We start from the raw sequence: 21,270 nt of genomic DNA, 5'->3' as shown, positions 1-21,270 counted from the left end.
CGAGATGAAGCGCGCAACGCCCAACCGTACCCAGCGCATCGCCGATCAGATCCAGCGCGATCTGGCGGAGTTGATCCAGCGCGAGCTGCGCAACCCGCAGCTCGGCCTGGTGACCCTCACCGATGTGCAGCTCACGCCGGACTACGCCCATGCCAAGGTGTATTTCAGTGTGATCGGTGCCGAGCCGGAAACTGCGCGCCAGTTGCTCAGCGACAAGGCAGGCTACCTGCACAGCCTGCTGTTCAAGCGCCTGCAGATCCACACCGTGCCCACGCTGCATTTCCTGTTCGATCCCACCACCGAAAAGGCGGCGGAGATGGACGGGCTGATCCGCCAGGCCTTGTCGCAACAGGCCAAAGACGACTGACCCGGCGCGGCGCGCGCGGGTTGTACCACCACGATGAATTCCAACAAAACGCCCTGGGAGGCGGTCAACGGCGTGCTGTTACTCGACAAGCCGCGCGGCCTGACCTCGCAACAAGCCCTGTTCCGCGTGCGCCGTGTGCTGCGTGCGGCCAAGGCCGGGCACGGTGGCACGCTCGATCCGCTGGCTGATGGGCTGCTGATGTTGTGCTTCGGCGCGGCGACCAAGTTCGCCCAGCGCCATCTCGAAGCGGACAAGCGCTACACCGCCGTGCTGCAGCTTGGCGTGCGCACCACAACCGATGATGCGGAGGGCGAGGTCGTGACGGCACAACAGCCAGTGCAGGTGGAGCGCAGCCAGGTCGATGCCGTGCTGCCCCGCTTCATCGGCGCCATTCTGCAGACTCCCCCGATCTACAGCGCGCTCAAGCGCGAGGGCAAGCCGCTCTATGCCTACGCCCGCGCAGGAGAGGCCATCGAGATCGCGCCGCGCTCGGTGCAGATTTTTTCCATCGAGGTGCTGGCCCTGCAGGACGGCAGGCTCACCCTCGACGTGCACTGTGGCAAGGGCACCTACATCCGCGCGCTGGCGCGTGACATCGGTGACGCGTTAGGCTGTGGCGCGCATCTGGCTGCGCTCACCCGGACCGCCAGCGGTGGTTTTGCGCTGTCGCAGGCGCTGGGTCTGGAGGCGGCCGAAGCGATGGGAAAGTCGGCGCTGTGCGACAGGCTGCTGCCGCCCGACGCGCTGCTGCAGGCTTTGCCGCGACAGACTCTCGATGCCGTGCAGGCACAGAGGTTTCTGCATGGCGGACGTCTCAGCGGCCTGCCTGTTCCGGCGCACGCGGACCGAGGCGAGGATGTGCGGGTGTATGGCCCGCTCGCCGAGGGCCAGTCCGCCGTGCTGCTGGGTCTCGGCGCCTGGGACGGCAACGTGCTGGCGCCGCGTCGTCTGCTTTGCGCCGATGAACTCTCCACCCCGGTTGTGCCGCAGGCATGGCCCCCGATTTCACAACTCCGAACCCAATTGATCCATCAGGACGCAACACCATGAGCAAATCCATTCGCAATATCGCCATCATCGCCCACGTCGACCATGGCAAGACCACCATGGTGGACCAACTGCTGCGCCAGTCGGGCACCTTCGCCGAGCACGAGAAAGTCGTGGACACGGTGATGGACAACAACGCGATCGAACGCGAGCGTGGCATCACCATTCTGGCGAAGAACTGTGCGGTGAGCTGGGAGGGCACGCACATCAACATCGTCGACACCCCGGGCCACGCGGACTTCGGCGGCGAGGTCGAGCGCGCCCTGAGCATGGTGGATGGCGTCGTGCTGCTGATCGACGCGCAGGAAGGCCCGATGCCGCAGACGCGCTTCGTCACCAAGAAGGCGCTGGCGCTGGGCCTCAAGCCCATCGTCGTGGTCAACAAGGTCGACAAGCCGGGCGCCAAGCCGGATGCCGTGGTGAATGCCGCGTTCGACCTGTTCGACAAGCTGGGCGCCACTGACGAGCAGCTCGATTTTCCTGTGGTCTATGCCTCGGGCATCAACGGCTGGACCTCTCTGGAAGAAGGTGCGCCGGGTGAGCAGTGGGGGCCGGACATGTCGGCGCTGTTCAACACCATTCTCAAGCATGTGCCGCCCCACAGCGGCGATCCGGCAGCGCCTCTGCAGCTGCAGATCTCTGCACTCGACTACAACAATTTCGTGGGCCGCATCGGCGTGGGTCGCATCAATGCCGGCACCGTCAAGCCCGGCATGGATGTGCTGGTGATGGAAGGCCCTGAGGGCGCGTCCTACAAGGGCCGGGTCAATCAGGTGCTGACTTTCCAGGGTCTCGACCGTGTGCAGGTGACCGAGGCCGGTCCGGGCGACATCGTGCTGGTCAACGGCATTGCCGATATCGGCATTGGCGTGACCCTGACCGACCCGCTCAATCCCACGCCCCTGCCCATGCTGAAGGTGGACGAACCCACGCTGACCATGAATTTCTGCGTCAACACCAGCCCGCTGGCGGGACGCGAAGGCAAATATGTCACCAGTCGCCAGATCTGGGATCGACTGCAGAAGGAGTTGCAATCCAACGTGGCCTTGCGCGTCAAGGAGACCGACGAGGACGGCGTGTTCGAGGTGATGGGCCGCGGCGAATTGCATCTGACCATCCTGCTGGAAAACATGCGCCGCGAAGGCTATGAGCTGGCCGTGTCCAAACCCCGCGTGGTGTTCAAGGACGTGAACGGCGTGCGCCATGAGCCGATCGAGCTGGTGACGGCCGACATCGAAGAGCAGCATCAGGGTGGTGTGATGCAGGCGCTGGGCGAGCGCAAGGGTGAACTGGTCAACATGGAGCCGGATGGCCGTGGTCGTGTGCGACTGGAATACCGCATTCCGGCGCGCGGTCTGATTGGTTTCACCAACGAATTCCTCAACCTGACCCGTGGTTCCGGCCTGATCTCCAATATCTTCGATGGCTACGAGCCGCACAAGGGCGAGATCGCCGGGCGCAAGAACGGCGTGCTCATCTCGATGGACGATGGTGAAATCTTCACCTACGCCCTGGGCAAGCTCGATGACCGCGGCCGCATGTTCGTCAAGGCGGGCGATCCGGTGTATGAAGGCATGATCGTGGGCATTCACAGCCGCGACAACGATCTGGTGGTCAACGCCACCCGCACCAAGCAGCTCACCAACTTTCGCGTCTCCGGCAAGGAAGATGCGATCAAGATCACGCCGCCGATCGACCTCAACCTGGAATACGGCGTCGAGTTCATCGAGGACGACGAACTGGTGGAAATCACCCCCAAGAGCGTGCGACTGCGCAAGCGCTACCTCACCGAACAGGAGCGCAAACGCGCTGGGCGTTCAGCCTGAGCGTTCGACCTGATCTGCTGCTGAACGCTGCTGCCCAGCATGGCTGCCGCAACGCATTCGCGCGCCGTGTTCGCCATGATCGGTGCCACGCTGCTGTGGAGTGTCGCAGGCGTGGTCACGCGCCACCTGCATCACCAGGACGGACTCGGTCTGGTGTTCTGGCGCAGCAGTTTTGCCGCCCTCGGTGTGCTGGCCTGGCTGCTCTGGCGGCAGGGGCCGTGTGTGCTGGCGCGTGATGTGCAACAGGCGTCCGGGCTGCTGTGGCTCTCGGCCGTGCTCTGGGGGGTGATGTTCACTGCCTTCATGGTTGCGCTGACCCTCACCACGGTGGCGCAAACCCTGATCGCGGAGAGTCTCAGTCCGTTGATTGCCGCGGTGCTGGGCTGGCTCGTCCTGCGTCAGGTCTTGCCCGGGCGCACCTGGGTGGCGATCGCTCTTGCGCTGTTCGGCATGGGCTGGATCGTCTGGCAAAATCTGCATCACCTCAGCGGCTCCACACAATTGCTGGGTCTTCTCGTGGCACTGGCGGTGCCATTCAGTGCAGCGGCCAACTGGGTGAGTCTGCGGCGCGCTGGAGCCCAGGTGCCGATGCAGGCCGCCGTGATGCTCGGTGCCGTGTTCTCGGTTCTGGTGGTGGTGTTGCCCGCATGGCCGGTGCGCGTGGATTTGCACGATCTGCTGTGGCTGGCTTTCTTGGGCGTGTTTCAACTGGCTCTGCCTGGGCTTCTGGCCGTCTGGGCGGCGCAGCGTCTGGCTCCGGCCGAGGTGGGCCTGCTCGGCCTGCTCGAAATTGTGTTCGGCATTTTCTGGGCCTGGATTGGCGCGGGTGAGCAACCGAGCAGCGGTACGCTGATCGGCGGAGTGCTCGTGCTTTCGGCGCTAGCGGGAAATGAACTGTTCGGTTGGCGCAGTACGCGTCAGGGAGTGCGGGTCGATGCATGAAACGAGATTCCTCTGGGGCGTTGCCCTTGTGGCAAGCATGCTGCTTTCTGCCTGCGGGGGTGGCGGTGCAAGCACTGCTGTCACGGCGGCCAGTCCAGCCAATGCTCAACCGGCCACCGCAGCGCCGAACACCCAATCGCCGACAGTTGCGCTCCAGCGCATCACCCCGATGGGGGTGCTCATTCCCCTGTATGGCTATCCGCTGGTGAGCAGCGGCAGCGGTCCCACGCGCACCACATCACCCAATCCGGCATGGACCACTGTTGCAGCAAATGCTGCCTTGGTGCCAACCATTGCGGTTGTCAACCCGAGCAATGGCCCGGTCGCCTGTACCACCCCGCCGTCGGTCACTCTCAGCGCGTTTCAGCAGGGCATCGCGCAATTGCATCAGGCGGGGGTGACCGTGCTGGGTTATGTCCACACGCTCTATGGACTGCGCGACCCGGCACTCGTCAGCCAGGACGTGCAGACCTATGCACAGTGCTATGGCGTGGATGGGGTGTTCTTTGACGAAGTGTCCAACCAGGCGGGGCTGGCGGCTTACTACTCCGCTGCTGCCGCTGTGGTGAGGCAGAACATCCTGCCCGCCAGCGGCAAGTCGGCCCTGGTGGCGATCAATCCAGGGACTTATCCCGCTGTGTCGATTGCCAACGCAGCAGACATCACGGTGATGCATGAGAGCGCCGACCTGAATCTGTCTCCTGTTCCACTCGCCCTGAGCAGTTATGCCCCCAGCAAGTTTGCCTATCTGGCTCTGGGTATTGGCAATTTGCCGCAGACCCAGACCGCTGCGCTGACCCGTCTGTTCCAACAGGGCGTGGGCTTTGTGGATCTCACCGATCAGGGCAATGGCACCGACCCCTGGGCGAACCTCAGCACAGAATATTCCAGCCTGATTCAGACAATTCAGACCTTGAATCAGACCCTCAACTGAGTTCCACTGATGGTGCCATGCAGTTCGACATCATCATCGTCGGTGCGGGGTCAGCAGGATGCGTGCTGGCAAACCGCCTCAGCGCCAACCCGGCGTGCCGGGTGCTGCTGATCGAAGCCGGCGGATCGGACTGGCATCCCTATATCCGCATGCCGGCCGGCATTGCCAAGCTGGCGGGACACAAGCGCTTCAATTGGGGCTACACCACCGAGCCCGAGCCCCAGTTGAACAACCGCCGCTTGTGGTGGCCACGCGGCAAGGTGCTGGGTGGGTCCAGCGCCATCAATGCCATGTGCTATGTGCGCGGCGCCCCCCAGGACTATGACCGCTGGGCAGAAGCCACCGGCGAGCCAGCCTGGTCCTGGGAGGCGGTGCTGCCGCTGTTTCGCACGATGGAGCGCAACACGCGCGGTGCAAACGCCTTTCATGGAAGCAGCGGCGAGCTTGGAGTCAGCGACCTGCGGCACCACAGCGTGCTGACCGACGCCTTCATCGACGCCGGAGTGTCCTTCGGCCTCGATCGCAACCCGGATTTCAACGGCGCTGCTCAGACCGGGGTTGGGCTCTATCAGGTGACGCAGCAAGGCGGTCTGCGCCACTCCAGTGCAGCCGCCTTTCTGGCTCCGGTGCGCCATCGGCCCAACCTGACCGTCTGGACACAGACCCTGACCGAGCGCGTCCTCATCGACAACGCGCGCGCGATCGGCGTTCAGGTGCGCACCCGCGGTGGCGCATCCCGCCGCATCGAGGCGGGAGAGGTTGTTCTCTGCGGGGGAGCGATCAATTCGCCGCACTTACTGTTGCTTTCCGGAGTTGGCCCGGCAGACCATCTGCGCGAGATAGGCGTCCCCCTTGCGCACCATCTGCCGTCCGTTGGAGAGAACCTGCAGGATCATCTCGACATCTGCACGCTGACGACCTGCACCCAGCCCATCACCTACGACAAAGTCAGCGTACTGGCAGCGGGCCTGCAATTCTGGCTGACGCGGCAAGGAATCGGCACCTCGAACGCGGCGGAAGGCGGTGGCTTCATGCGCTCGCGCTACGCCACAGACGACCGGTGCGATCTGCAATTTCATTTCGTGCCCGCCTTGCTGGATGACCACGGCCGGGGACGCCTGCCTGGGTATGGCTACACCCTGCATGCCTGTGTGCTCCATCCGAGAAGCCGAGGCCAGATTCGCCTGCGCAATGCCGATCCCACTGTGCATCCGCGCATCTTCGCCAACTACCTCTCGGACCAGGACGGATTTGACTTGCAGCGCATGGTCGAGGCTGTGCGCGTTTCGCGTGCAATCCTGGGGCAGTCGGCATTCCAGCCATGGCGTGGGCCAGAGATTTTCCCTGGGCAACACGTCAGCTCCGAGGCCGAGATCATCGAGTTCCTGCGCCAGAAGGCTGAAACCGTCTATCACCCGGTGGGCAGTTGCCGCATGGGGCAGGACGCCGACAGTGTGGTCGACCCACATCTGCGTGTGCGCGGCATTGCTGGGTTGCGCGTCGCCGATGCCTCCATCATGCCCGAGGTTCTGAGTGGCAATACCAATGCTGCCACCATGATGATCGGTCTCCAGGCAAGTCAATGGGTGGGCGCGAAGACCTGACAGCCCCTTTGAATTGGGGGGATCGCCCGGGCTCGGGGATAGACCTGTCACAGCGGATTGAGAACAATTCCGCAAGCCTTTCTCGAATGACCGCGATTCGTGGAAACTGCCAAAAATTTCACAGCACGATTTCAGGCGCCCGTTGCAGAATCGCCATCATGGATGGTTGTTAATGTCGATTCACTGCGCTTGGTTCCAGAGTCTTTGCGTCCTTGCAGCATGTGCCATTTGAGCTGAAAGCAAAAAATGTTCAAGATATTCAATCTTTACATTCCTGCGAGGGCGACGCTCGAACTGTTGATCGATATGGTCATTTCGGCATTGTCTTTCTCCCTGGCAACCTGGACGGTTTATCTCATCACAACGGGTCAACAGGGATTTTCTTACTGGGCAGGGCAGGCGATTTACCCTCTGATTCTTTATGTAGCGTTGAATGCAATCCTCTATACAGCCCTCGGCGTTTACAGAATCGAGGCAGAAAACAGCCTGAAAGACTTTCTGGGGCGAACATCGGTTGCCTTTGCTTTCACATTTTTCCCTGTCTACTGGTTCACACTGATGTTCACAGAGGCAGGCAGCTCATTCAGAGTGCTCGGCTTTGCCTATCTGTTTCAGATGGGATTCCTGATTTTCATACGCTACATCCTGTTGCGTCAGAGCGTCTTGTCGAGCATGACAAGAAAAATACTGATCGTCGGAAATGGTCGCGAGGCGCAGGCGCTTGCCAGACAGATCATCGAAAGACATAGCTCGGCATATTCAATTTCCGGGTTTTATCCCACGGAAAGTGCAGACCAGAATGCCATTCAGCTTCCGGGCAAGGTGTTTGATTCCAGCATGTCACTGGAGCAGGTTGTTCTCGATACCAAGGTCGATGAAATCATCGTCGCCGTGAAGGAGCACCGAGGCGGCGTGCTGCCGATACGCCAGTTGCTCGAATGCCGCATTCTGGGTACGCCTGTTCACAATCTGACGACCTTTTACGAAAGACTCAAGGGCGAAGTTCCGCTCGAGAGCATGAAGGCCAGTTGGCTGATTTACGGCACTGGTTTTACGCAAGGTCATTTGCGTTCCTTGGCAAAGCGCTTGTTTGACATTTTCAGCGCAGGCCTATTGCTGTTGCTCCTCTGGCCGATCATGCTGCTCGCAGCACTCGCCATCAAAATCGAGGATAGAGGGCCCGTTTTTTTCCAGCAGGAACGTGTCGGGCTCTTTGGAAAGACCTTTCTTTGCCTGAAGTTCCGCAGTATGCGCACAGACGCGGAGAAAGACGGGGTTGCGCGCTGGGCCAGCACGAACGATACCCGAATCACACGCGTCGGAAGCTTCATCAGAAAGACGCGTATCGACGAATTGCCGCAGCTCATCAATGTCCTGCGTGGAGAAATGAGCATGGTCGGTCCCCGCCCGGAGCGGCCGACCTTCGTGGACATGCTTGAGAAAGACATTCCTTTTTACGCCATACGGCACAGCGTCAAGCCTGGGGTGACGGGCTGGGCTCAGGTGCGTTATGCCTACGGCGCATCCATCGAGGATGCCAAGAGAAAACTTCAGTTCGATCTTTACTATGTGAAGAACAACAGCGTTTTTTTGGATTTCTTTATTTTGTTCGAGACGGTGCGTGTCGTGATTTTCGGCGAAGGCGCAAGATAATTTCATTTCAGGAAAAGAAAAATGACAGTCGTTGCAGTGGTCGGTTTGGGGTACGTTGGTCTGCCTTTGGCTGTGGAGTTTGGCAAGAAATACCGCACGATCGGTTTTGATCTTTCGGTAGAAAAAATCAACGCCTATTGCCGGCATGTCGATCCCACCGGAGAAGTCAGCCAGGAAAGCCTGAAACAAGCCGTCCTGCTAGAGCCCACGACAGACCCGACCAAGATCAAGGAAGCGGACTTTGTCGTTGTCGCCGTGCCGACTCCCGTGGATGAAGCGCACAACCCCGATTTCAGTCCCTTGATCGGGGCCAGCAAATCGGTTGGAAGGAACCTCAAGTCCGGCGCGATCGTTGTTTATGAATCGACCGTCTATCCCGGGGCAACAGAAGAAATCTGCGTGCCCATTCTTGAAAAGGAATCCGGTCTGAAATGGCAGAAGGACTTTTTTGTCGGCTACTCACCCGAGCGGATCAACCCAGGTGACAGGGAGCATACGCTGACCCGTATCGTGAAGGTTGTTTCTGGTGATACTGATCGCACACTGGATGTCGTCGCGGACACCTACGGGTCGATCATTACGGCAGGGGTTTACCGTGCGAGTAGCATCAAGGTGGCCGAAGCTGCAAAAGTCATTGAAAATACCCAGCGCGATTTGAACATTGCGCTGATGAATGAGCTCTCGCTGATTTTCCACCGGATCGGCATCGACACCCTCGAGGTGTTGAAGGCTGCAGGAACGAAATGGAATTTTCTCCCTTTCCGCCCTGGCCTTGTCGGTGGTCACTGCATTGGAGTCGATCCCTACTACCTGACCCACAAGGCGGATATGCTTGGATATCATCCGCAAGTCATTCTTGCTGGGCGTCGTATCAATGACGGCATGGGTAAATATATTGCTGAACAGACGATCAAGCAGATGAGTCAGGCGGGGATGCCAATCAAGGGAAGTCATGTGATCGTGCTGGGCCTGACATTCAAGGAAAATTGTCCTGATTTGAGAAACTCCAAAGTGATCGATGTCATCCGGGAATTGGACTCATATGGCGTCAACGTCGTCGTGCACGACCCCATAGCAGAGCCAAGCGAAGCCATGCATGAATATGGCGTGAAACTGGTTTCCTGGGATGATCTTCCGCAGGCGCATGCCATTGTTGCTGCTGTCGCACATAACGCCTACAAGGAGCTGCCGACCGAGGAGACTCTTCGAAAACTTCATTCAGGTGGCATTTTCATGGACATCAAGTGCCAGTACGATGCCGCCCAATTGCAGGCGCATGGCGCCCAGGTTTGGAGGCTATGAGGCATCATGCAAATTGACCAACTTCTATCCTCCAATCCGCGATGCTGGCTTGTGACCGGCAGTGCCGGGTTCATCGGCTCGCATCTGATCGAGACACTGTTGAGAAATGGTCAGTCCGTCGTGAGTCTGGACAATTTTTCCACTGGCCATCAATCGAATCTCGATGAAGTGCGGCAGCTCGTGGGAGAGCAAGCCTGGGCGCGTCACCGATTCATCCGGGGAGATATCGTCAACCTCGAGGACTGTCAACGGGCCTGCGAAGGTGTGGACATTGTTCTCCATGAGGCGGCGCTGGGTTCGGTCCCGCGTTCCATCGAAAACCCCTTGGGCACACACGCAGTCAACGCCACCGGTTTCTTGAATATGCTGGTTGCTGCACGCGACGCGGGTGTCGGCCGTTTTGTCTATGCAGCATCCAGTTCGACTTATGGCGATCATCCCGGCTTGCCCAAGGTGGAAGATTTGATTGGCAAGCCCTTGTCGCCCTATGCCGTGACCAAGTATCTCAATGAGCTGTATGCGGATGTGTTTTCTCGAGTCTATGGTCTGCAGACCATTGGACTGCGTTATTTCAACGTCTTTGGCACCCGACAAGATCCGAACGGGCCGTACGCCGCAGTCATTCCGAACTGGGCGAAGGCGATTCGCATGAATCAGCCTTGCATGATCAATGGAGATGGTGAAACAACACGGGATTTCTGCTATGTCGACAACGTCGTGCAGGCCAATATTCTGGCTGGCATGACATCTAACCCGGATGCAATCAATCAGGTTTACAACGTTGCCTATGGTGAACAGACCAGTCTGAATACCCTGCATCAGTTGCTGACGCAGGAAATCATGGCCCTCGATTCAAGTGTCACGGCAAAGGCGCCTGTCTACCGTGACTTTCGCAAGGGGGATGTCCGCCATTCCCTGGCCGATATTTCAAAGGCCAGGCGACTGCTTGGCTATCGGCCGGAATTCAGTGTGCGCGCTGGTCTGAATATCGCCATGAAGTGGTATGTCAAGCAGGATGTTGATGTCGCTGAAGTTCCAGCGCTGTAAGCGGGATCGCTCGGCGATAGATCGGTCAGTCGTGGCGGGGCAGAGTCAACAGGGGGCAAATCAGATCGGTGAGAGAGCTCCTGTGTGTTCCGTCCAGCAGTTTGCCATCCATCCGGCAAGTGTTTCTGCGCTCAGACCAATGGCGCCGCACCTGGTGGCATAACAATCTGCCGCTCGCCCATGCAGCCAGACTGCGGCCAGGATGGATTCCATTCCGGCGGTCGGGCTCTCTGGGCTATGCGGGGCTGCGGCCAGCCCTCTTGTGTCTTGCGGTAGGCGGCCAGGGCGCTGCCCTGCATTGGAAGCGCTCAACAGCGCGGCAATCGCGCCTGCCAACACGTCGCCACTTCCTGCGGTTGCCAGCAAACCATTGCCAGTGGAGTTGATCCAGATGGCTTGCTGCGGCGAGGCGATGACACTTCCAGCCCCTTTGAGCACGACCCAGGCGGAAAGGATTTGCGCAAGGGTTCGTGCGGCCTGCATGCGGTCGGCCTGAACCTGTTCCACAGCGATGCCAAGCAGGCGCGCCGCCTCCAGCGGATGTGGGGTGACGACGGTCGGTGCCGCGCGTTGCCGCAGGGCGATCTGCAGCGCGGAGCCTGGCCCGGCGCGTGCCAGCAGATTGAGGCCGTCCGCGTCCAGAACCAGCGGAGAGGTCTGGGCGAGTGCCAGTTCCAGAGCCTTGTGCGCAGGTGGATCGATTCCAGCTCCGGGACCGAATACGACACAGCCGACCTTGCGCGAACGCTGCAGCAATTCATCTGGCGGGCGCAGCATCAGCTCCGGCGCAACGGGGTCGAACCTGGGGCCTTCTGCATCGAGCAGCCCGACAAACACGCGGCCTGCGCCGAGCCGGGCTGCGGCGCGGGCCGCCAGCAGCGCCGCGCCGGTCATTCCTGCTGCGCCGCCGATGACGATCGCGTCGCCGCGCTGGCCTTTGTGCGCGGCTTGCGGCAAGTCCGGCAGCAGTGGACGCACCAGGTCTGCGCCGATCCGGATTGCAGTTGCGTTTGATGCCGTCGCCTCAGCCTCGGCCGGCAGGTCGAGGTCGTCGACCCACAACTCGGCGCACAGCGGAGCGGCAGGGCCGGTACATAAACCCGGCTTGAGCCCAAGCAGGCTCAGCGTGACCGTGGCACGCACGCAGGCATTGCCACAGGTGCCGCAGTCAGCGTCCAGGCCGGAGGGCAGATCCACGCTCAGAACGGGGGCGTGGGTCTGGGCGTTGAGGGCCTTGATCACCGACGCTGTTGTCTCGCGGACCGAGCCTTTGAGACCCATGCCCAGCAGCGCGTCGAGATACAGATCGGCCTCCGGCAGGGCATCGCCGAGCGTGTGCGCAGCGCATGCCAAGCGTTTGGTCCGGGCCGCGCCCCAGGCCCAGGCGGCATCCGGGGGAAGGCGGCTGGCCCAATCGTCCAGGGTGGTCGCACCGCAGGCCAGAACCAGCACATCGCGGGCCGCTTCTTGCAGATGCATGGCGGCAACGAGGCCGTCGCCGCCGTTGTTGCCGGCTCCAGCGAGAACAACGACGCGCCGCGCATGGGGGAAGCGCGCCTGCACCAAGCGAGCCACGGCCAGCCCCGCGCGCCGCATCAGGGTATGGGCAGGCAGGGCGTTCGCCGCAGCCCGTTCAAGGGAGCGCAGGGCCTGGGTGCCGTAAACAGGTTCGGATTGCAGCGAGGTCAAACGTTTGAGCATGATCTGGTCCTCAAATCAAGCCGAGCATGCCCAGAACGGCTCCGGCGAGCAGGAGCCACAGCGGATTGAGCCGCGTGCGAACCACCAGAACCACGCTGAGCAGGATGAGCGCCACACGTTGCCAGTTGGTCGCCTCTTGTCGGGCGAGCAGCCAGCCCGAAGACAGCAGCAGCCCGACGGTAATGGGCGCCATGCCGTCGTGCATGGCACGCACCCAGTGACGCTCGCTGTGCAGACGGCTGTAGCGAAAGTAGGCCAACGTGATCAGTGAAGACGGCAGAATCAGCCCGATGGACGCCAGAAGTGCGCCGGGCAAGCCCAGGATCTGCCATCCCAGCAGCGCCGCGAACAGAATCATGTTGGGCCCGGGCGATGCCTGTCCGAGCGCCAGCGCCGAGGTGAACTGGGCATCGGTGATCCAGTGCTGTGCCACCACGAGGTAACGGTGCATGTCGGGCAGCAGGCCGATGGCCCCGCCCACCGAGAGCAGGGACCACAGCAGGAAATGCCCGAAAAATGGCATGGCTACAGCAAGCGTGTGCATCAGCCCCTCCGAATACGCAACCAGGCCAGCGCCACTGCCAGCGGCCCCAGGGCCAGCAAGACCCACAGCAGATTCAAGCGCAGCAGACCCACTCCGGCAAACGACAGGGCGACCCAGCCCCAGTTGGGCCAGTGGTGTTGTACTGCGGGGAAGAGCTTGATCGCCATGGCAATCACCAGACCGGCGACCACGGCGGACATGCCCTGCAGCGCATGGGCCACCAGGGGCGTGTGTGCGTAGCTGGCATACGCGACGGCGACGATGAGAATCAGCACCAGCGGCGCTGCCAGCATGCCGGCCAGCGCCACCACGGCGCCGCGCCAGCCGAAGAAGTGCTGTCCCACCATCAAGGCCAGATTGATCAGGTTGGGGCCTGGCAAGACCTGGCCAAGGCTCAGCATTTCAACGAACTGCTCGGTACGCAGCCAGCGTTTGTCTTCCACCAGAATGCGCTGCGCAAATGGCAGCACGCCGCCCACACCCAGCAGGGTGAGGTGGTTGAACACCCAGAACAGCTCCGCCATGTGGCGCGGAGCCTGCGTGGGTTCGGCAACTGGGGGAACTCGGGGCGACGATTTGCGCATGGGGGAAGGGGGCTGTATGGGCCGGTTCATCGGGGATGTGGCGAGTCGTTTTCCACAATACGAAATTAAATCGGCGTGATATGAAATCATCCTGCTGCGATGCGGCTGTCCAGGCTTTCATTGAGCAAAATTTCATTTCGCATCGCAAAAATAAGAATCCAAGTCATTGATTTGAATGGAGATAAATTTATATCTTATATAAGACATAAGACTATGCTGCGCTGCAAAAGTCAACTATGCTGACGCATCGATTTTTCATTCACCTCTGGAGAAGCAGATGGCAAACCGCGAACAGCAAGTGGCACAGTTGGAACAGGATTGGGCGCAAAATCCGCGCTGGAAGGGCATCAAGCGCGGCTATGGGGCGGACGAAGTCGTGCGGCTGCGCGGCTCGTTCATGGTTGAGCATACGCTGGCGCGCCGCGGTGCGGATCGGCTGTGGAAGCAGATGCACGACATGCCCTTCGTCAACGCACTGGGTGCGCTCACCGGCAATCAGGCCATGCAGCAGGTCAAGGCGGGTCTGCAAGCCATCTACCTGTCGGGCTGGCAGGTCGCGGGGGATGCGAATCTCGCCGGTGAAATGTATCCCGACCAGTCTCTGTATCCGGCCAATTCGGTGCCCAGCGTGGTCAAGCGCATCAACAACACCCTCACGCGCGCCGACCAGATCCAATGGATGGAAGGCAAGAACCCGGGGGACGAGGGTTACATCGACTACTTCGCCCCCATCGTGGCCGATGCCGAGGCCGGTTTTGGCGGCGTGCTCAACGCATTCGAGCTGATGAAGGCCATGATCGAGGCAGGCGCCGCCGGTGTGCACTTCGAGGACCAGCTCGCCTCGGTGAAGAAATGCGGCCACATGGGCGGCAAGGTGCTGGTACCCACCCGCGAAGCCGTGTCCAAGCTCATCGCGGCGCGCCTGGCTGCGGATGTGCTCGGGGTTCCCACCGTGCTGGTGGCCCGTACCGATGCCGAGGCCGCCGATCTCATCACCTCCGATGTGGATGACAACGACAAGCCCTACTGCACCGGCGAGCGCACGGTCGAAGGCTTCTACCGGACCAAGCCGGGACTGCAGCAGGCCATTTCGCGCGGTCTGGCCTACGCGCCGTATGCCGACCTGGTGTGGTGCGAAACCGGCAAGCCCGACCTCGCCTACGCCAAGGCCTTTGCCGAGGCCATCCATGCCAAGTTCCCCGGCAAGATGCTGGCCTACAACTGCTCGCCGTCGTTCAACTGGAAGAAGAACCTCGACGACGCCACCATCGCCAAGTTCCAGAAGGAACTGGGCGCCATGGGTTACAAGTTCCAGTTCATCACCCTGGCCGGCTTCCACGCGCTGAATTACTCGATGTTCAACCTGGCCTACGGCTATGCCCGCAACCAGATGAGCGCATTCGTGGAATTGCAGGAGGCCGAATTCGCTGCGGCGCCCAAGGGCTTCACTGCGGTCAAGCATCAGCGCGAAGTCGGCACCGGTTACTTCGACGCCGTGACCACGACCATCGAGAACGAGGCCTCCACCGCCGCGCTCAAGGGCTCGACCGAGGACGAACAGTTCTTCGACCGCAAGGTCGCCTGATATTCGACAGGAGAAAAGCGGGCCCACCCGCCGAGGAGACACAGCCACCCAGCCAACTCGGGTGGCTGTTTTTTTGGCGATTTATTTCACCGAGCCACAGTCATCCCCCAGGCGCTTTCCGGTGACCTGCATCGTGGTCGCGGTGGTCGTGCCCGAGGGCAGGACAGTGTTGATCTGCCAATGGGAATCGAAGGTTTCCGGGCCGGTGGCGAAGGTCCCGGTCTGCGTGACCTTGGCGTCCGGCATATTGCAGTGGAAGGCCCACTGGGTCTGGCCATCCGCAAGGGTTTCATGGCTGCTGGTGCACTGCTTGCCTTCCGCGGGAACGACGACGGTTTCTGGTTTCTGTCCCGGCTTGATGCAGATTTTCATCTCGCGTTGCACCGGCAGAGTCAGGCTGGGGTCGACATGGGTTTCCCCCTGGATGTGCATGTTCCAGAGGCCCGGCCGCATCGGAGCGTCAGCCGCGTGGGCAGCCACACTCAACGCTGACGCCAGCACAAGTCCTGCAAACGGTGTTCGACGCATGTTCAGATCCTTTCAGGCGCGTGGCCGGATGATCAAACCAGAGGAACCCGGTCGGTTCGAGCCAGATCGCGGTGCCGAGTTTCACCCAGCCCGACAACGGCGAGCAGACTGACAAGGGCAGCCAGCGAAATGTAGCCGCCCACCCAGCGCAGGCCGCCGTGCGCCACCAGCACCTGCGCCACATAGGGCGCAAGCGATGCGCCGAGAATGCCGCCGAGGTTGTAGGCCGCGCCCGAGCCGGTGTAGCGCACCGAGGTGGGGAAGATTTCAGGCAGCATGGCGCCCAGCGGCGCATAGGTCATGCCCATGAGGAAGAGGGCGCCGCACAGGAAGATGCCGACCCCCGTGGTCGTTGCGGACCCCAACAGCGGTGCCAGGGTGAAGCCCCAGGCGATGGCAGCCGCCGCCGAGGCAATGAGCACGGCGCGGCGGCCGAGCAGGTCACTCGCCCAGGCCGAGACCACGGTGGCTGCGGCCATGCAGACAATGGCCAGCATCAGCCAGCCCTGCAAGGTGGGCTTGGGCAAATGCAGGGTGCCGACACCGTAGCTCAGCACAAACACCGCGCTGATGTAGAACAAGGCATAGCAGACCACGATGGACAGAGAGCCCAGGACCAGCGGCTTGAAGTGACGGCCGAACAACTCGGTCAACGGCACCCGCGTCGGCTTGTTCTCCGCGGCCTTGAACAGAGGCGTCTCGGTCAGTTTGATGCGGGCATACAGACCAATGAGCACCAGCACCGCGCTGACCAGAAACGGCATGCGCCAGCCCCAGGCCATGAACTGTTCATGGCTGAGCAACACCCCCAGCAGCAGGAACAAGCCGTTGGCGACGAGAAAGCCGATGGAGGGCCCCAGTTGCGGAAACATGCCGAACAGCCCGCGACGGTGGCTGGGCGCATTCTCGGTAGCCAGCAGCGCCGCGCCGCCCCATTCCCCACCCAGTCCCAAACCCTGTCCGATGCGCAGGATGACCAGCAGCCAGGGAGCAAGCTCGCCGATGCGGGCATAGCCCGGCAGCAGGCCGATGAGGGTGGTGCAGATCCCCATGGTCAGCAGCGTGGCGACCAGGGTGGACTTGCGTCCGAAGCGATCGCCGAAATGACCGAACAGGAACGACCCGACCGGCCGCGCGACGAACGCGATGCCGAAAGTGGCGAACGCATTGAGTGTCTGTGCCGTGGGCGATGCGCTTGGAAAAAACACCGGCCCGATGACCAGCGCAGCAGCGATCGCGTACACGTAGAAATCGTAGAACTCGATCGCGGTGCCGATGAAACTCGCGAGAGCGACATGCGAGGTTTTGTTGGCCGGGGAATGTGCGGTGTGCATCCTGTCTCCTGATTGTCTTTTCGAGCAGCCCCGGGGTCGGCTCGCCGACCCACCCCATTGAGAGGGTCAGGGAAAATCGGGGCGGTCCAGCGTTTCCCTGGAGGAATCTACCGGATGGCATGCGTCCGCCGTGTTTCAACATGCAAGTGCGGTCACAACCTTTTTTCCCTGCCAGGCTGTGGTCGGGACAAGCGCCAGATGGCGACGCCACAGCTGAGGATGATGATCATCGCCCCGACTGCCCAGGCCGTGTTGATCCAAGCAAGCCATTGCCGGGAGATGTCCATCCCGCTGCGCATCAGCCCTGTGCGTGACGGCAGCACAGCAGTCCCCGTCGCCCAGCCCGCACAGGCGATGGACAGCCCTTCGGTTGCCAGCCCCGCCACGCCGAGCAGCAGCAGGATCCAGGTGAATCGGGTGTTGAGGCGATAGCCCAGGAGCAGCAGGGCGAACAGGGTGGCGGGCAAACCAGCCCAGACGGCCACGCCCTGGAACAAGGTTGCGCAGAACACCATTACCCGGCTGTCTTTGCGGCGTAGCGGACGAAGTGATAGGACCAGCCTTCGGGGGCAGTGTGTGTCTGGCGCGCGGTTTCGACAAAGCGGCTGCGATCCCATGCGGGAAAGCGGGTGTCGCCGTCGAAGTCGTGGTCGATCTCGGTGAGTTCCAGCCCGTCTGCGAGCGGCAGTGCCTGGGCATAGAGCTGTGCCCCGCCGATGACAAAGGCCAGCGCATCCCCGGCAACGTGCTGCAAGGCCACGTCCAGCGAGTCGGCGTGCTCGGCGCCGTCGGCATGCCAGCCTGGCTGCCGACTGATGACAATGTTGCGCCGCCCCGGCAGCGGGCGGCCCAGAGAGTCCCAGGTGCGGCGGCCCATCAGGATGGGATGGCCGAGAGTGAGCTGCTTGAAATGCTGCAGATCGGCGGGCAGGTGCCAGGGCATGCCGCCGTCCTTGCCGATCACGCCATTGCGCGCCACGGCCGCGATGAGGATCAGCCGGGTCATACCGCGACCGGCGCCTTGATCGCCGGATGATGCTGGTAGTTGTTCAGCACAAAGTCGTCGAAGGTGTAGTCGAACAGACTCGCCGGCCTGCGCGCGAACTCCAGCGTGGGATAGGGGTAGGGTGCACGGCTGAGCTGCTCCTGGACCTGGGCGAAGTGGTTTCTGTAGAGGTGACAATCGCCACCGGTCCAGACGAAGTCACCGGGCAGCAGGTCGGTCTGCTGCGCGATCATCAGGGTCAGCAGGGCGTAGCTGGCGATGTTGAACGGCACGCCCAGGAAGATGTCGGCGCTGCGCTGGTAGAGCTGGCAGCTCAGTCGCCCCGGCTCGCCAGGCTGGCGCGGCGGGCCGACGTAGAACTGGAAAAACGCATGGCAGGGCGGCAGTGCCATCTCAGCAATCTGCCCCACATTCCACGCGCTGACGATGATGCGGCGCGAATCGGGCTGGGTGCGCAGTTGCCGCAGCACCTCGCTGATCTGGTCGATCGTACGGTGTGGATCGTCGGAAGTCGGCGCCGGCCAGGATCGCCATTGCACGCCGTAGATCGGCCCGAGTTCGCCGTCCTCGCGCGCCCACTCGTCCCAGATGGTCACGCCGTGCTGCTGCAGCCAGCGCACATTCGACTCGCCGCGCAGAAACCACAGCAGCTCAAAGGCGATGCTCTTGAAATGCACCCGCTTGGTGGTGATCAGCGGAAAGCCGGCCGACAGGTCGAAACGCATCTGATGGCCGAACACGCTGCGCGTGCCGGTTCCGGTGCGGTCGGTCTTGTCCTGACCGTGGGTGAAGACATGACGCATCAGGTCTTCGTAGGGAGTGGGAATGGTCGTCATGCACAAATCCAGGCGCGGGTCAGCCCGCAATGCTATCGGGTTGCCGTGCGCGGCAGGTGCGTGGGCATCACTGCATGAACTGCAATGCGGCCAAGCTGGCGTAGAGCCCGCCACGTTGCATCAGTTCGGCGTGGGTGCCGATATCGATGATGCGGCCCTGATCCATCACCACGATGCGATCGGCGCGTTGCACCGTGGCCAGGCGGTGGGCGATGACCAGGGTGGTGCGGTTGCGCATGGCGTGTTCGAGGGCAGTCTGCACATCGCGTTCGCTGGCGGCGTCGAGTGCGCTGGTGGCCTCGTCGAGCAGCAGCAGCGGGGCGTTTTTCAGAATGGCGCGGGCGATGCTGATGCGCTGGCGCTGCCCGCCCGACAGCCGCACGCCGCGTTCGCCCAGATAGGTCGCGTCGCCCTGGGGCAGGTCGACAATGAAGTCCTCGGCCTGCGCCGCGTGCGCGGCAGCCCGCACTTCGGCGTCGCTGGCGTCGGGGCGGCCGTAGCGGATGTTGTCGGCCGCACTGGCGGAAAAAATGACGGCGTCCTGCGGCACCAGGCCGATGCGCTGACGCAGCGCAGTGAAATCGGCCTGCTGCACGTCCACCCCGTCGATGCGGATACTGCCTTGCTGCGCATCGTAGAAGCGCAGGAGCAGTTGCAGCACCGTGGTCTTGCCCGCGCCGCTCGGGCCAACCAGGGCGATCGTCTCGCCGGGCTCGATGCGCAGCGAAAAGTCGTCGAGCGCCGGTCTGTCGGGCCGCGACGGGTAGAAAAATCGCACATGATCGAGCACGACTGCGGAGCCGCCGCGCACCGCTGGCAGGGCCACCGGATGCTCTGGGTTGCGCACTGGCGACTGCTCATTCAATAGTTCCATCAGCCGCTCGGTGGCTCCGGCCGCACGCAGCAGGTCGCCGAACACCTCGGCCAGCGCCGCGGCGGAACCGGCGACCAGGCCGATGTAGAGCACCGTCTGCCCCAGCGTGCCCGCGCTCATGCGGCCTTCCATCACCGAGACCGTGCCCAGATACAGGCCGTAGAGCAGGGCACCGAACATGGCGACGATGATGAAGGCGGTGAGCAGCGCGCGCACCTTGTTGCGGCTGACCGCGGTGCGGAAGGCGGTTTCGGCGGAATCGCGAAAGCGCTGCGCTTCGTCGGCCTCCCGCGCATAGCTCTGCACCACCGGCATGACGGCGAGCACCTCGCTGGCAATCGCGCTGGCATCGGCAATGCGATCCTGGCTGGCGCGCGACAGACCGCGCACCCGCCGTCCGATGAGCACCGCCGGAACAACCACGACTGCAATCACGACCAGCACGCCCAGCATCAGGCCGGGGTTGGTGATGATGAGCATGGTCATGCCACCCAGCAGCACGACCACGTTGCGCAGGCCCATGGAGAAACTGGTGCCGACCACGGTCTGTACCAGCGTGGTGTCGGTGGTCAGCCGCGAAATCACCTCGCCCGTCTGCGTGTGCTCGAAGAATTGGGGGCTTTGCCGCAGCACATGGGCATAGACCGCGCTGCGCACATCCGCAGTGACGCGCTCGCCCAGCCAGCTCACCATGTAAAAGCGCGCTGCGGAAAACACCCCGAGCGCCACTGCCAGCCCGAACAGCCCGGCGAAATGCCAGCCCAGCGCAGCGCGGCTGGCCTGGGCGTGCAGCATGCCGGCGTCGATCAACCAGCGCAGCGCCATCGGGAAGGCCAGCGTGCTGCCGGCAGCCAGCAGCAGGAACAGCAGTGCGGCCGCAATGCGTCCGCGATACGGACGCAGAAACGGCAGCAGCCCGCTCAGCGAACGCACGGAACGGCTGCGCGGACGTTTGTCGGTGAGGGGAAGGGCGCGGGACGAGGCGTATTCGGCGGACATGCATTCATTACAGCATGCCGCCTTTGCACCGTGCTGGATGGATGTCAAACCGTGGGCGTCAAGCGGCAGGTTGCGTCGCCGCGTCACCGAGGCCGCGCTCTGCGTCCTGTGCGTCATGGTCGATCTGCAGCACGTCCACCGGCTGTTCCACGCCGGTGCGGCTGTAGCCGATGAAATGCGCCCCGGCTTCGATGTCGAGCGATTGCGCCGTGACATCACCCTCCAGCCTGCCCCGGCCGTGAATGCGCAGTTGCTCGCTGGCATGCACCTTGGCCTTGATGCAGCCATGCACCAGCACGCTGCGGGCGCTGACGCTTTCGCCTTCCACCGAGCCGGTGGAGGAGACTTCGAGGTCGCCATCCACCTGTACCGTGCCGAAAATTGCGCCGTCCACGCGCAGGTTGCCCGCAGTGCGCAAATCGCCACGCACCTCGCTGCCTGCACCGATGTAGGTCAGCGCGGAGGGGCTGCTGGGCATTGCGGCAGCGGCCGTGGTCGTGTTGGCGTCCTTGGCCCAGACGTCGGTGGTCTTCGGAGTTTTCGGCTTGAACATGGGC

Annotated in this window: 20 protein-coding genes; 10 read left to right on the top strand and 10 right to left on the bottom strand. The window is 62.2% G+C overall.

All coding sequences use genetic code 11. The annotated features are described in order from the left end of the window. The first annotated feature begins 4 nt into the window (after positions 1 to 4). The 9 genes from rbfA (at position 5) to AC1ZQA_RS09010 (ending at position 10,722) form a co-directional block, all read left to right on the top strand. The gene (gene rbfA / locus AC1ZQA_RS09050) at positions 5 to 367 is read left to right on the top strand and encodes a 30S ribosome-binding factor RbfA (RefSeq protein ID WP_482676646.1); all 363 of its coding nucleotides are present in this window, start codon (positions 5 to 7) and stop codon (positions 365 to 367) included. 33 nt (positions 368 to 400) lie between these two features. Then, complete coding sequence (gene truB / locus AC1ZQA_RS09045; protein ID WP_482676645.1) at positions 401 to 1,417, top strand: tRNA pseudouridine(55) synthase TruB; 1,017 nt, start codon at positions 401 to 403, stop codon at positions 1,415 to 1,417. Next, entirely contained in the window at positions 1,414 to 3,240 is a 1,827-nt protein-coding gene (gene typA / locus AC1ZQA_RS09040) for a translational GTPase TypA (RefSeq protein WP_482676644.1), read from the top strand. Before truB ends, typA begins: the two co-directional genes overlap by 4 nt. Positions 3,241 to 3,279: 39 nt before the next feature. Continuing rightward, complete coding sequence (locus AC1ZQA_RS09035; protein WP_482676643.1) at positions 3,280 to 4,182, top strand: DMT family transporter; 903 nt, start codon at positions 3,280 to 3,282, stop codon at positions 4,180 to 4,182. Between the two features lie 37 nt (positions 4,183 to 4,219). Further along, positions 4,220 to 5,116 (top strand): spherulation-specific family 4 protein, encoded by an 897-nt coding sequence (locus AC1ZQA_RS09030; protein WP_482676642.1) that lies wholly within the window; start codon positions 4,220 to 4,222, stop codon positions 5,114 to 5,116. Between the two features lie 17 nt (positions 5,117 to 5,133). Beyond that, positions 5,134 to 6,720, top strand: a complete 1,587-nt coding sequence (locus AC1ZQA_RS09025) for a GMC family oxidoreductase (RefSeq protein WP_482676641.1) — start codon at positions 5,134 to 5,136, stop codon at positions 6,718 to 6,720. A gap of 246 nt (positions 6,721 to 6,966) precedes the next feature. Further along, positions 6,967 to 8,373: a TIGR03013 family XrtA/PEP-CTERM system glycosyltransferase gene (locus AC1ZQA_RS09020; protein WP_482676640.1), complete on the top strand. Its 1,407-nt coding sequence runs from the start codon at positions 6,967 to 6,969 to the stop codon at positions 8,371 to 8,373. Between the two features lie 21 nt (positions 8,374 to 8,394). Further along, entirely contained in the window at positions 8,395 to 9,675 is a 1,281-nt protein-coding gene (locus tag AC1ZQA_RS09015) for a nucleotide sugar dehydrogenase (protein WP_482676639.1), read from the top strand. A gap of 6 nt (positions 9,676 to 9,681) precedes the next feature. Beyond that, on the top strand, positions 9,682 to 10,722 hold the full coding sequence (locus AC1ZQA_RS09010) for an SDR family oxidoreductase (RefSeq protein WP_482676638.1): 1,041 nt from the start codon (positions 9,682 to 9,684) through the stop codon (positions 10,720 to 10,722). A gap of 60 nt (positions 10,723 to 10,782) precedes the next feature. Here the strand turns inward: AC1ZQA_RS09010 and AC1ZQA_RS09005 are convergent, their stop codons facing one another. The 3 genes from AC1ZQA_RS09005 to AC1ZQA_RS08995 are packed head-to-tail and all read right to left on the bottom strand — an operon-like array spanning position 10,783 to position 13,551. Further along, on the bottom strand, positions 10,783 to 12,423 hold the full coding sequence (locus AC1ZQA_RS09005) for an NAD(P)H-hydrate dehydratase (RefSeq protein WP_482676637.1): 1,641 nt from the start codon (positions 12,421 to 12,423) through the stop codon (positions 10,783 to 10,785). A gap of 10 nt (positions 12,424 to 12,433) precedes the next feature. Continuing rightward, on the bottom strand, positions 12,434 to 12,967 hold the full coding sequence (locus AC1ZQA_RS09000) for a chromate transporter (RefSeq protein WP_482676636.1): 534 nt from the start codon (positions 12,965 to 12,967) through the stop codon (positions 12,434 to 12,436). Further along, positions 12,967 to 13,551, bottom strand: coding sequence for a chromate transporter (locus tag AC1ZQA_RS08995; RefSeq protein WP_482676635.1), 585 nt, complete (start codon positions 13,549 to 13,551; stop codon positions 12,967 to 12,969). Before AC1ZQA_RS08995 ends, AC1ZQA_RS09000 begins: the two co-directional genes overlap by 1 nt. 277 nt (positions 13,552 to 13,828) lie before the next feature. Between AC1ZQA_RS08995 and aceA the strand changes: the two genes are divergently transcribed. After that, positions 13,829 to 15,136 carry an isocitrate lyase gene (gene aceA / locus AC1ZQA_RS08990; protein ID WP_482676634.1) on the top strand — a complete coding sequence of 436 codons (1,308 nt, stop codon included), beginning with the start codon at positions 13,829 to 13,831 and terminating at the stop codon, positions 15,134 to 15,136. An 81-nt stretch (positions 15,137 to 15,217) separates the two neighbouring features. Here the strand turns inward: aceA and AC1ZQA_RS08985 are convergent, their stop codons facing one another. The 7 genes from AC1ZQA_RS08985 to AC1ZQA_RS08955 form a co-directional block, all read right to left on the bottom strand. Further along, the gene (locus AC1ZQA_RS08985) at positions 15,218 to 15,664 is read right to left on the bottom strand and encodes a DUF3617 domain-containing protein (protein WP_482676633.1); all 447 of its coding nucleotides are present in this window, start codon (positions 15,662 to 15,664) and stop codon (positions 15,218 to 15,220) included. Positions 15,665 to 15,696: 32 nt separating this feature from the next. Further along, the gene (locus AC1ZQA_RS08980) at positions 15,697 to 16,998 is read right to left on the bottom strand and encodes an MFS transporter (protein ID WP_482676632.1); all 1,302 of its coding nucleotides are present in this window, start codon (positions 16,996 to 16,998) and stop codon (positions 15,697 to 15,699) included. Positions 16,999 to 17,150: 152 nt separating this feature from the next. Then, positions 17,151 to 17,510, bottom strand: coding sequence for a hypothetical protein (locus AC1ZQA_RS08975; RefSeq protein ID WP_482676631.1), 360 nt, complete (start codon positions 17,508 to 17,510; stop codon positions 17,151 to 17,153). A 2-nt stretch (positions 17,511 to 17,512) separates the two neighbouring features. After that, complete coding sequence (locus tag AC1ZQA_RS08970; protein ID WP_482676630.1) at positions 17,513 to 18,004, bottom strand: dihydrofolate reductase; 492 nt, start codon at positions 18,002 to 18,004, stop codon at positions 17,513 to 17,515. Continuing rightward, positions 18,001 to 18,840, bottom strand: a complete 840-nt coding sequence (locus tag AC1ZQA_RS08965; RefSeq protein ID WP_482676629.1) for a thymidylate synthase — start codon at positions 18,838 to 18,840, stop codon at positions 18,001 to 18,003. Before AC1ZQA_RS08965 ends, AC1ZQA_RS08970 begins: the two co-directional genes overlap by 4 nt. A 67-nt stretch (positions 18,841 to 18,907) precedes the next feature. Next, complete coding sequence (locus tag AC1ZQA_RS08960) at positions 18,908 to 20,713, bottom strand: ABC transporter transmembrane domain-containing protein (protein WP_482676628.1); 1,806 nt, start codon at positions 20,711 to 20,713, stop codon at positions 18,908 to 18,910. Between the two features lie 58 nt (positions 20,714 to 20,771). Continuing rightward, a complete protein-coding gene (locus tag AC1ZQA_RS08955) occupies positions 20,772 to 21,266 on the bottom strand; it encodes a bactofilin family protein (protein WP_482676627.1) in 495 nt (164 codons plus the stop codon). Positions 21,267 to 21,270 lie beyond the last annotated feature (4 nt).

The sequence above is a fragment of the Thiomonas sp. DCM-2 genome (genome assembly GCF_056820905.1).
This window is presented reverse-complemented; position numbering and strand designations above follow the sequence as displayed.

Bases quoted from the DNA above. Each gene is read 5' to 3' on its own strand.
- rbfA (WP_482676646.1), top strand. From the start codon at position 5: ATGAAGCGCGCAACGCCCAACCGTACCCAGCGCATCGCCGATCAGATC.
- truB (WP_482676645.1), top strand. From the start codon at position 401: ATGAATTCCAACAAAACGCCCTGGGAGGCGGTCAACGGCGTGCTGTTA.
- typA (WP_482676644.1), top strand. From the start codon at position 1,414: ATGAGCAAATCCATTCGCAATATCGCCATCATCGCCCACGTCGACCAT.
- AC1ZQA_RS09035 (WP_482676643.1), top strand. From the start codon at position 3,280: ATGGCTGCCGCAACGCATTCGCGCGCCGTGTTCGCCATGATCGGTGCC.
- AC1ZQA_RS09030 (WP_482676642.1), top strand. From the start codon at position 4,220: ATGCTGCTTTCTGCCTGCGGGGGTGGCGGTGCAAGCACTGCTGTCACG.
- AC1ZQA_RS09025 (WP_482676641.1), top strand. From the start codon at position 5,134: ATGCAGTTCGACATCATCATCGTCGGTGCGGGGTCAGCAGGATGCGTG.
- AC1ZQA_RS09020 (WP_482676640.1), top strand. From the start codon at position 6,967: ATGTTCAAGATATTCAATCTTTACATTCCTGCGAGGGCGACGCTCGAA.
- AC1ZQA_RS09015 (WP_482676639.1), top strand. From the start codon at position 8,395: ATGACAGTCGTTGCAGTGGTCGGTTTGGGGTACGTTGGTCTGCCTTTG.
- AC1ZQA_RS09010 (WP_482676638.1), top strand. From the start codon at position 9,682: ATGCAAATTGACCAACTTCTATCCTCCAATCCGCGATGCTGGCTTGTG.
- AC1ZQA_RS09005 (WP_482676637.1), bottom strand. From the start codon at position 12,423: ATGCTCAAACGTTTGACCTCGCTGCAATCCGAACCTGTTTACGGCACC.
- AC1ZQA_RS09000 (WP_482676636.1), bottom strand. From the start codon at position 12,967: ATGCACACGCTTGCTGTAGCCATGCCATTTTTCGGGCATTTCCTGCTG.
- AC1ZQA_RS08995 (WP_482676635.1), bottom strand. From the start codon at position 13,551: ATGCGCAAATCGTCGCCCCGAGTTCCCCCAGTTGCCGAACCCACGCAG.
- aceA (WP_482676634.1), top strand. From the start codon at position 13,829: ATGGCAAACCGCGAACAGCAAGTGGCACAGTTGGAACAGGATTGGGCG.
- AC1ZQA_RS08985 (WP_482676633.1), bottom strand. From the start codon at position 15,664: ATGCGTCGAACACCGTTTGCAGGACTTGTGCTGGCGTCAGCGTTGAGT.
- AC1ZQA_RS08980 (WP_482676632.1), bottom strand. From the start codon at position 16,998: ATGCACACCGCACATTCCCCGGCCAACAAAACCTCGCATGTCGCTCTC.
- AC1ZQA_RS08970 (WP_482676630.1), bottom strand. From the start codon at position 18,004: ATGACCCGGCTGATCCTCATCGCGGCCGTGGCGCGCAATGGCGTGATC.
- AC1ZQA_RS08965 (WP_482676629.1), bottom strand. From the start codon at position 18,840: ATGACGACCATTCCCACTCCCTACGAAGACCTGATGCGTCATGTCTTC.
- AC1ZQA_RS08960 (WP_482676628.1), bottom strand. From the start codon at position 20,713: ATGTCCGCCGAATACGCCTCGTCCCGCGCCCTTCCCCTCACCGACAAA.
- AC1ZQA_RS08955 (WP_482676627.1), bottom strand. From the start codon at position 21,266: ATGTTCAAGCCGAAAACTCCGAAGACCACCGACGTCTGGGCCAAGGAC.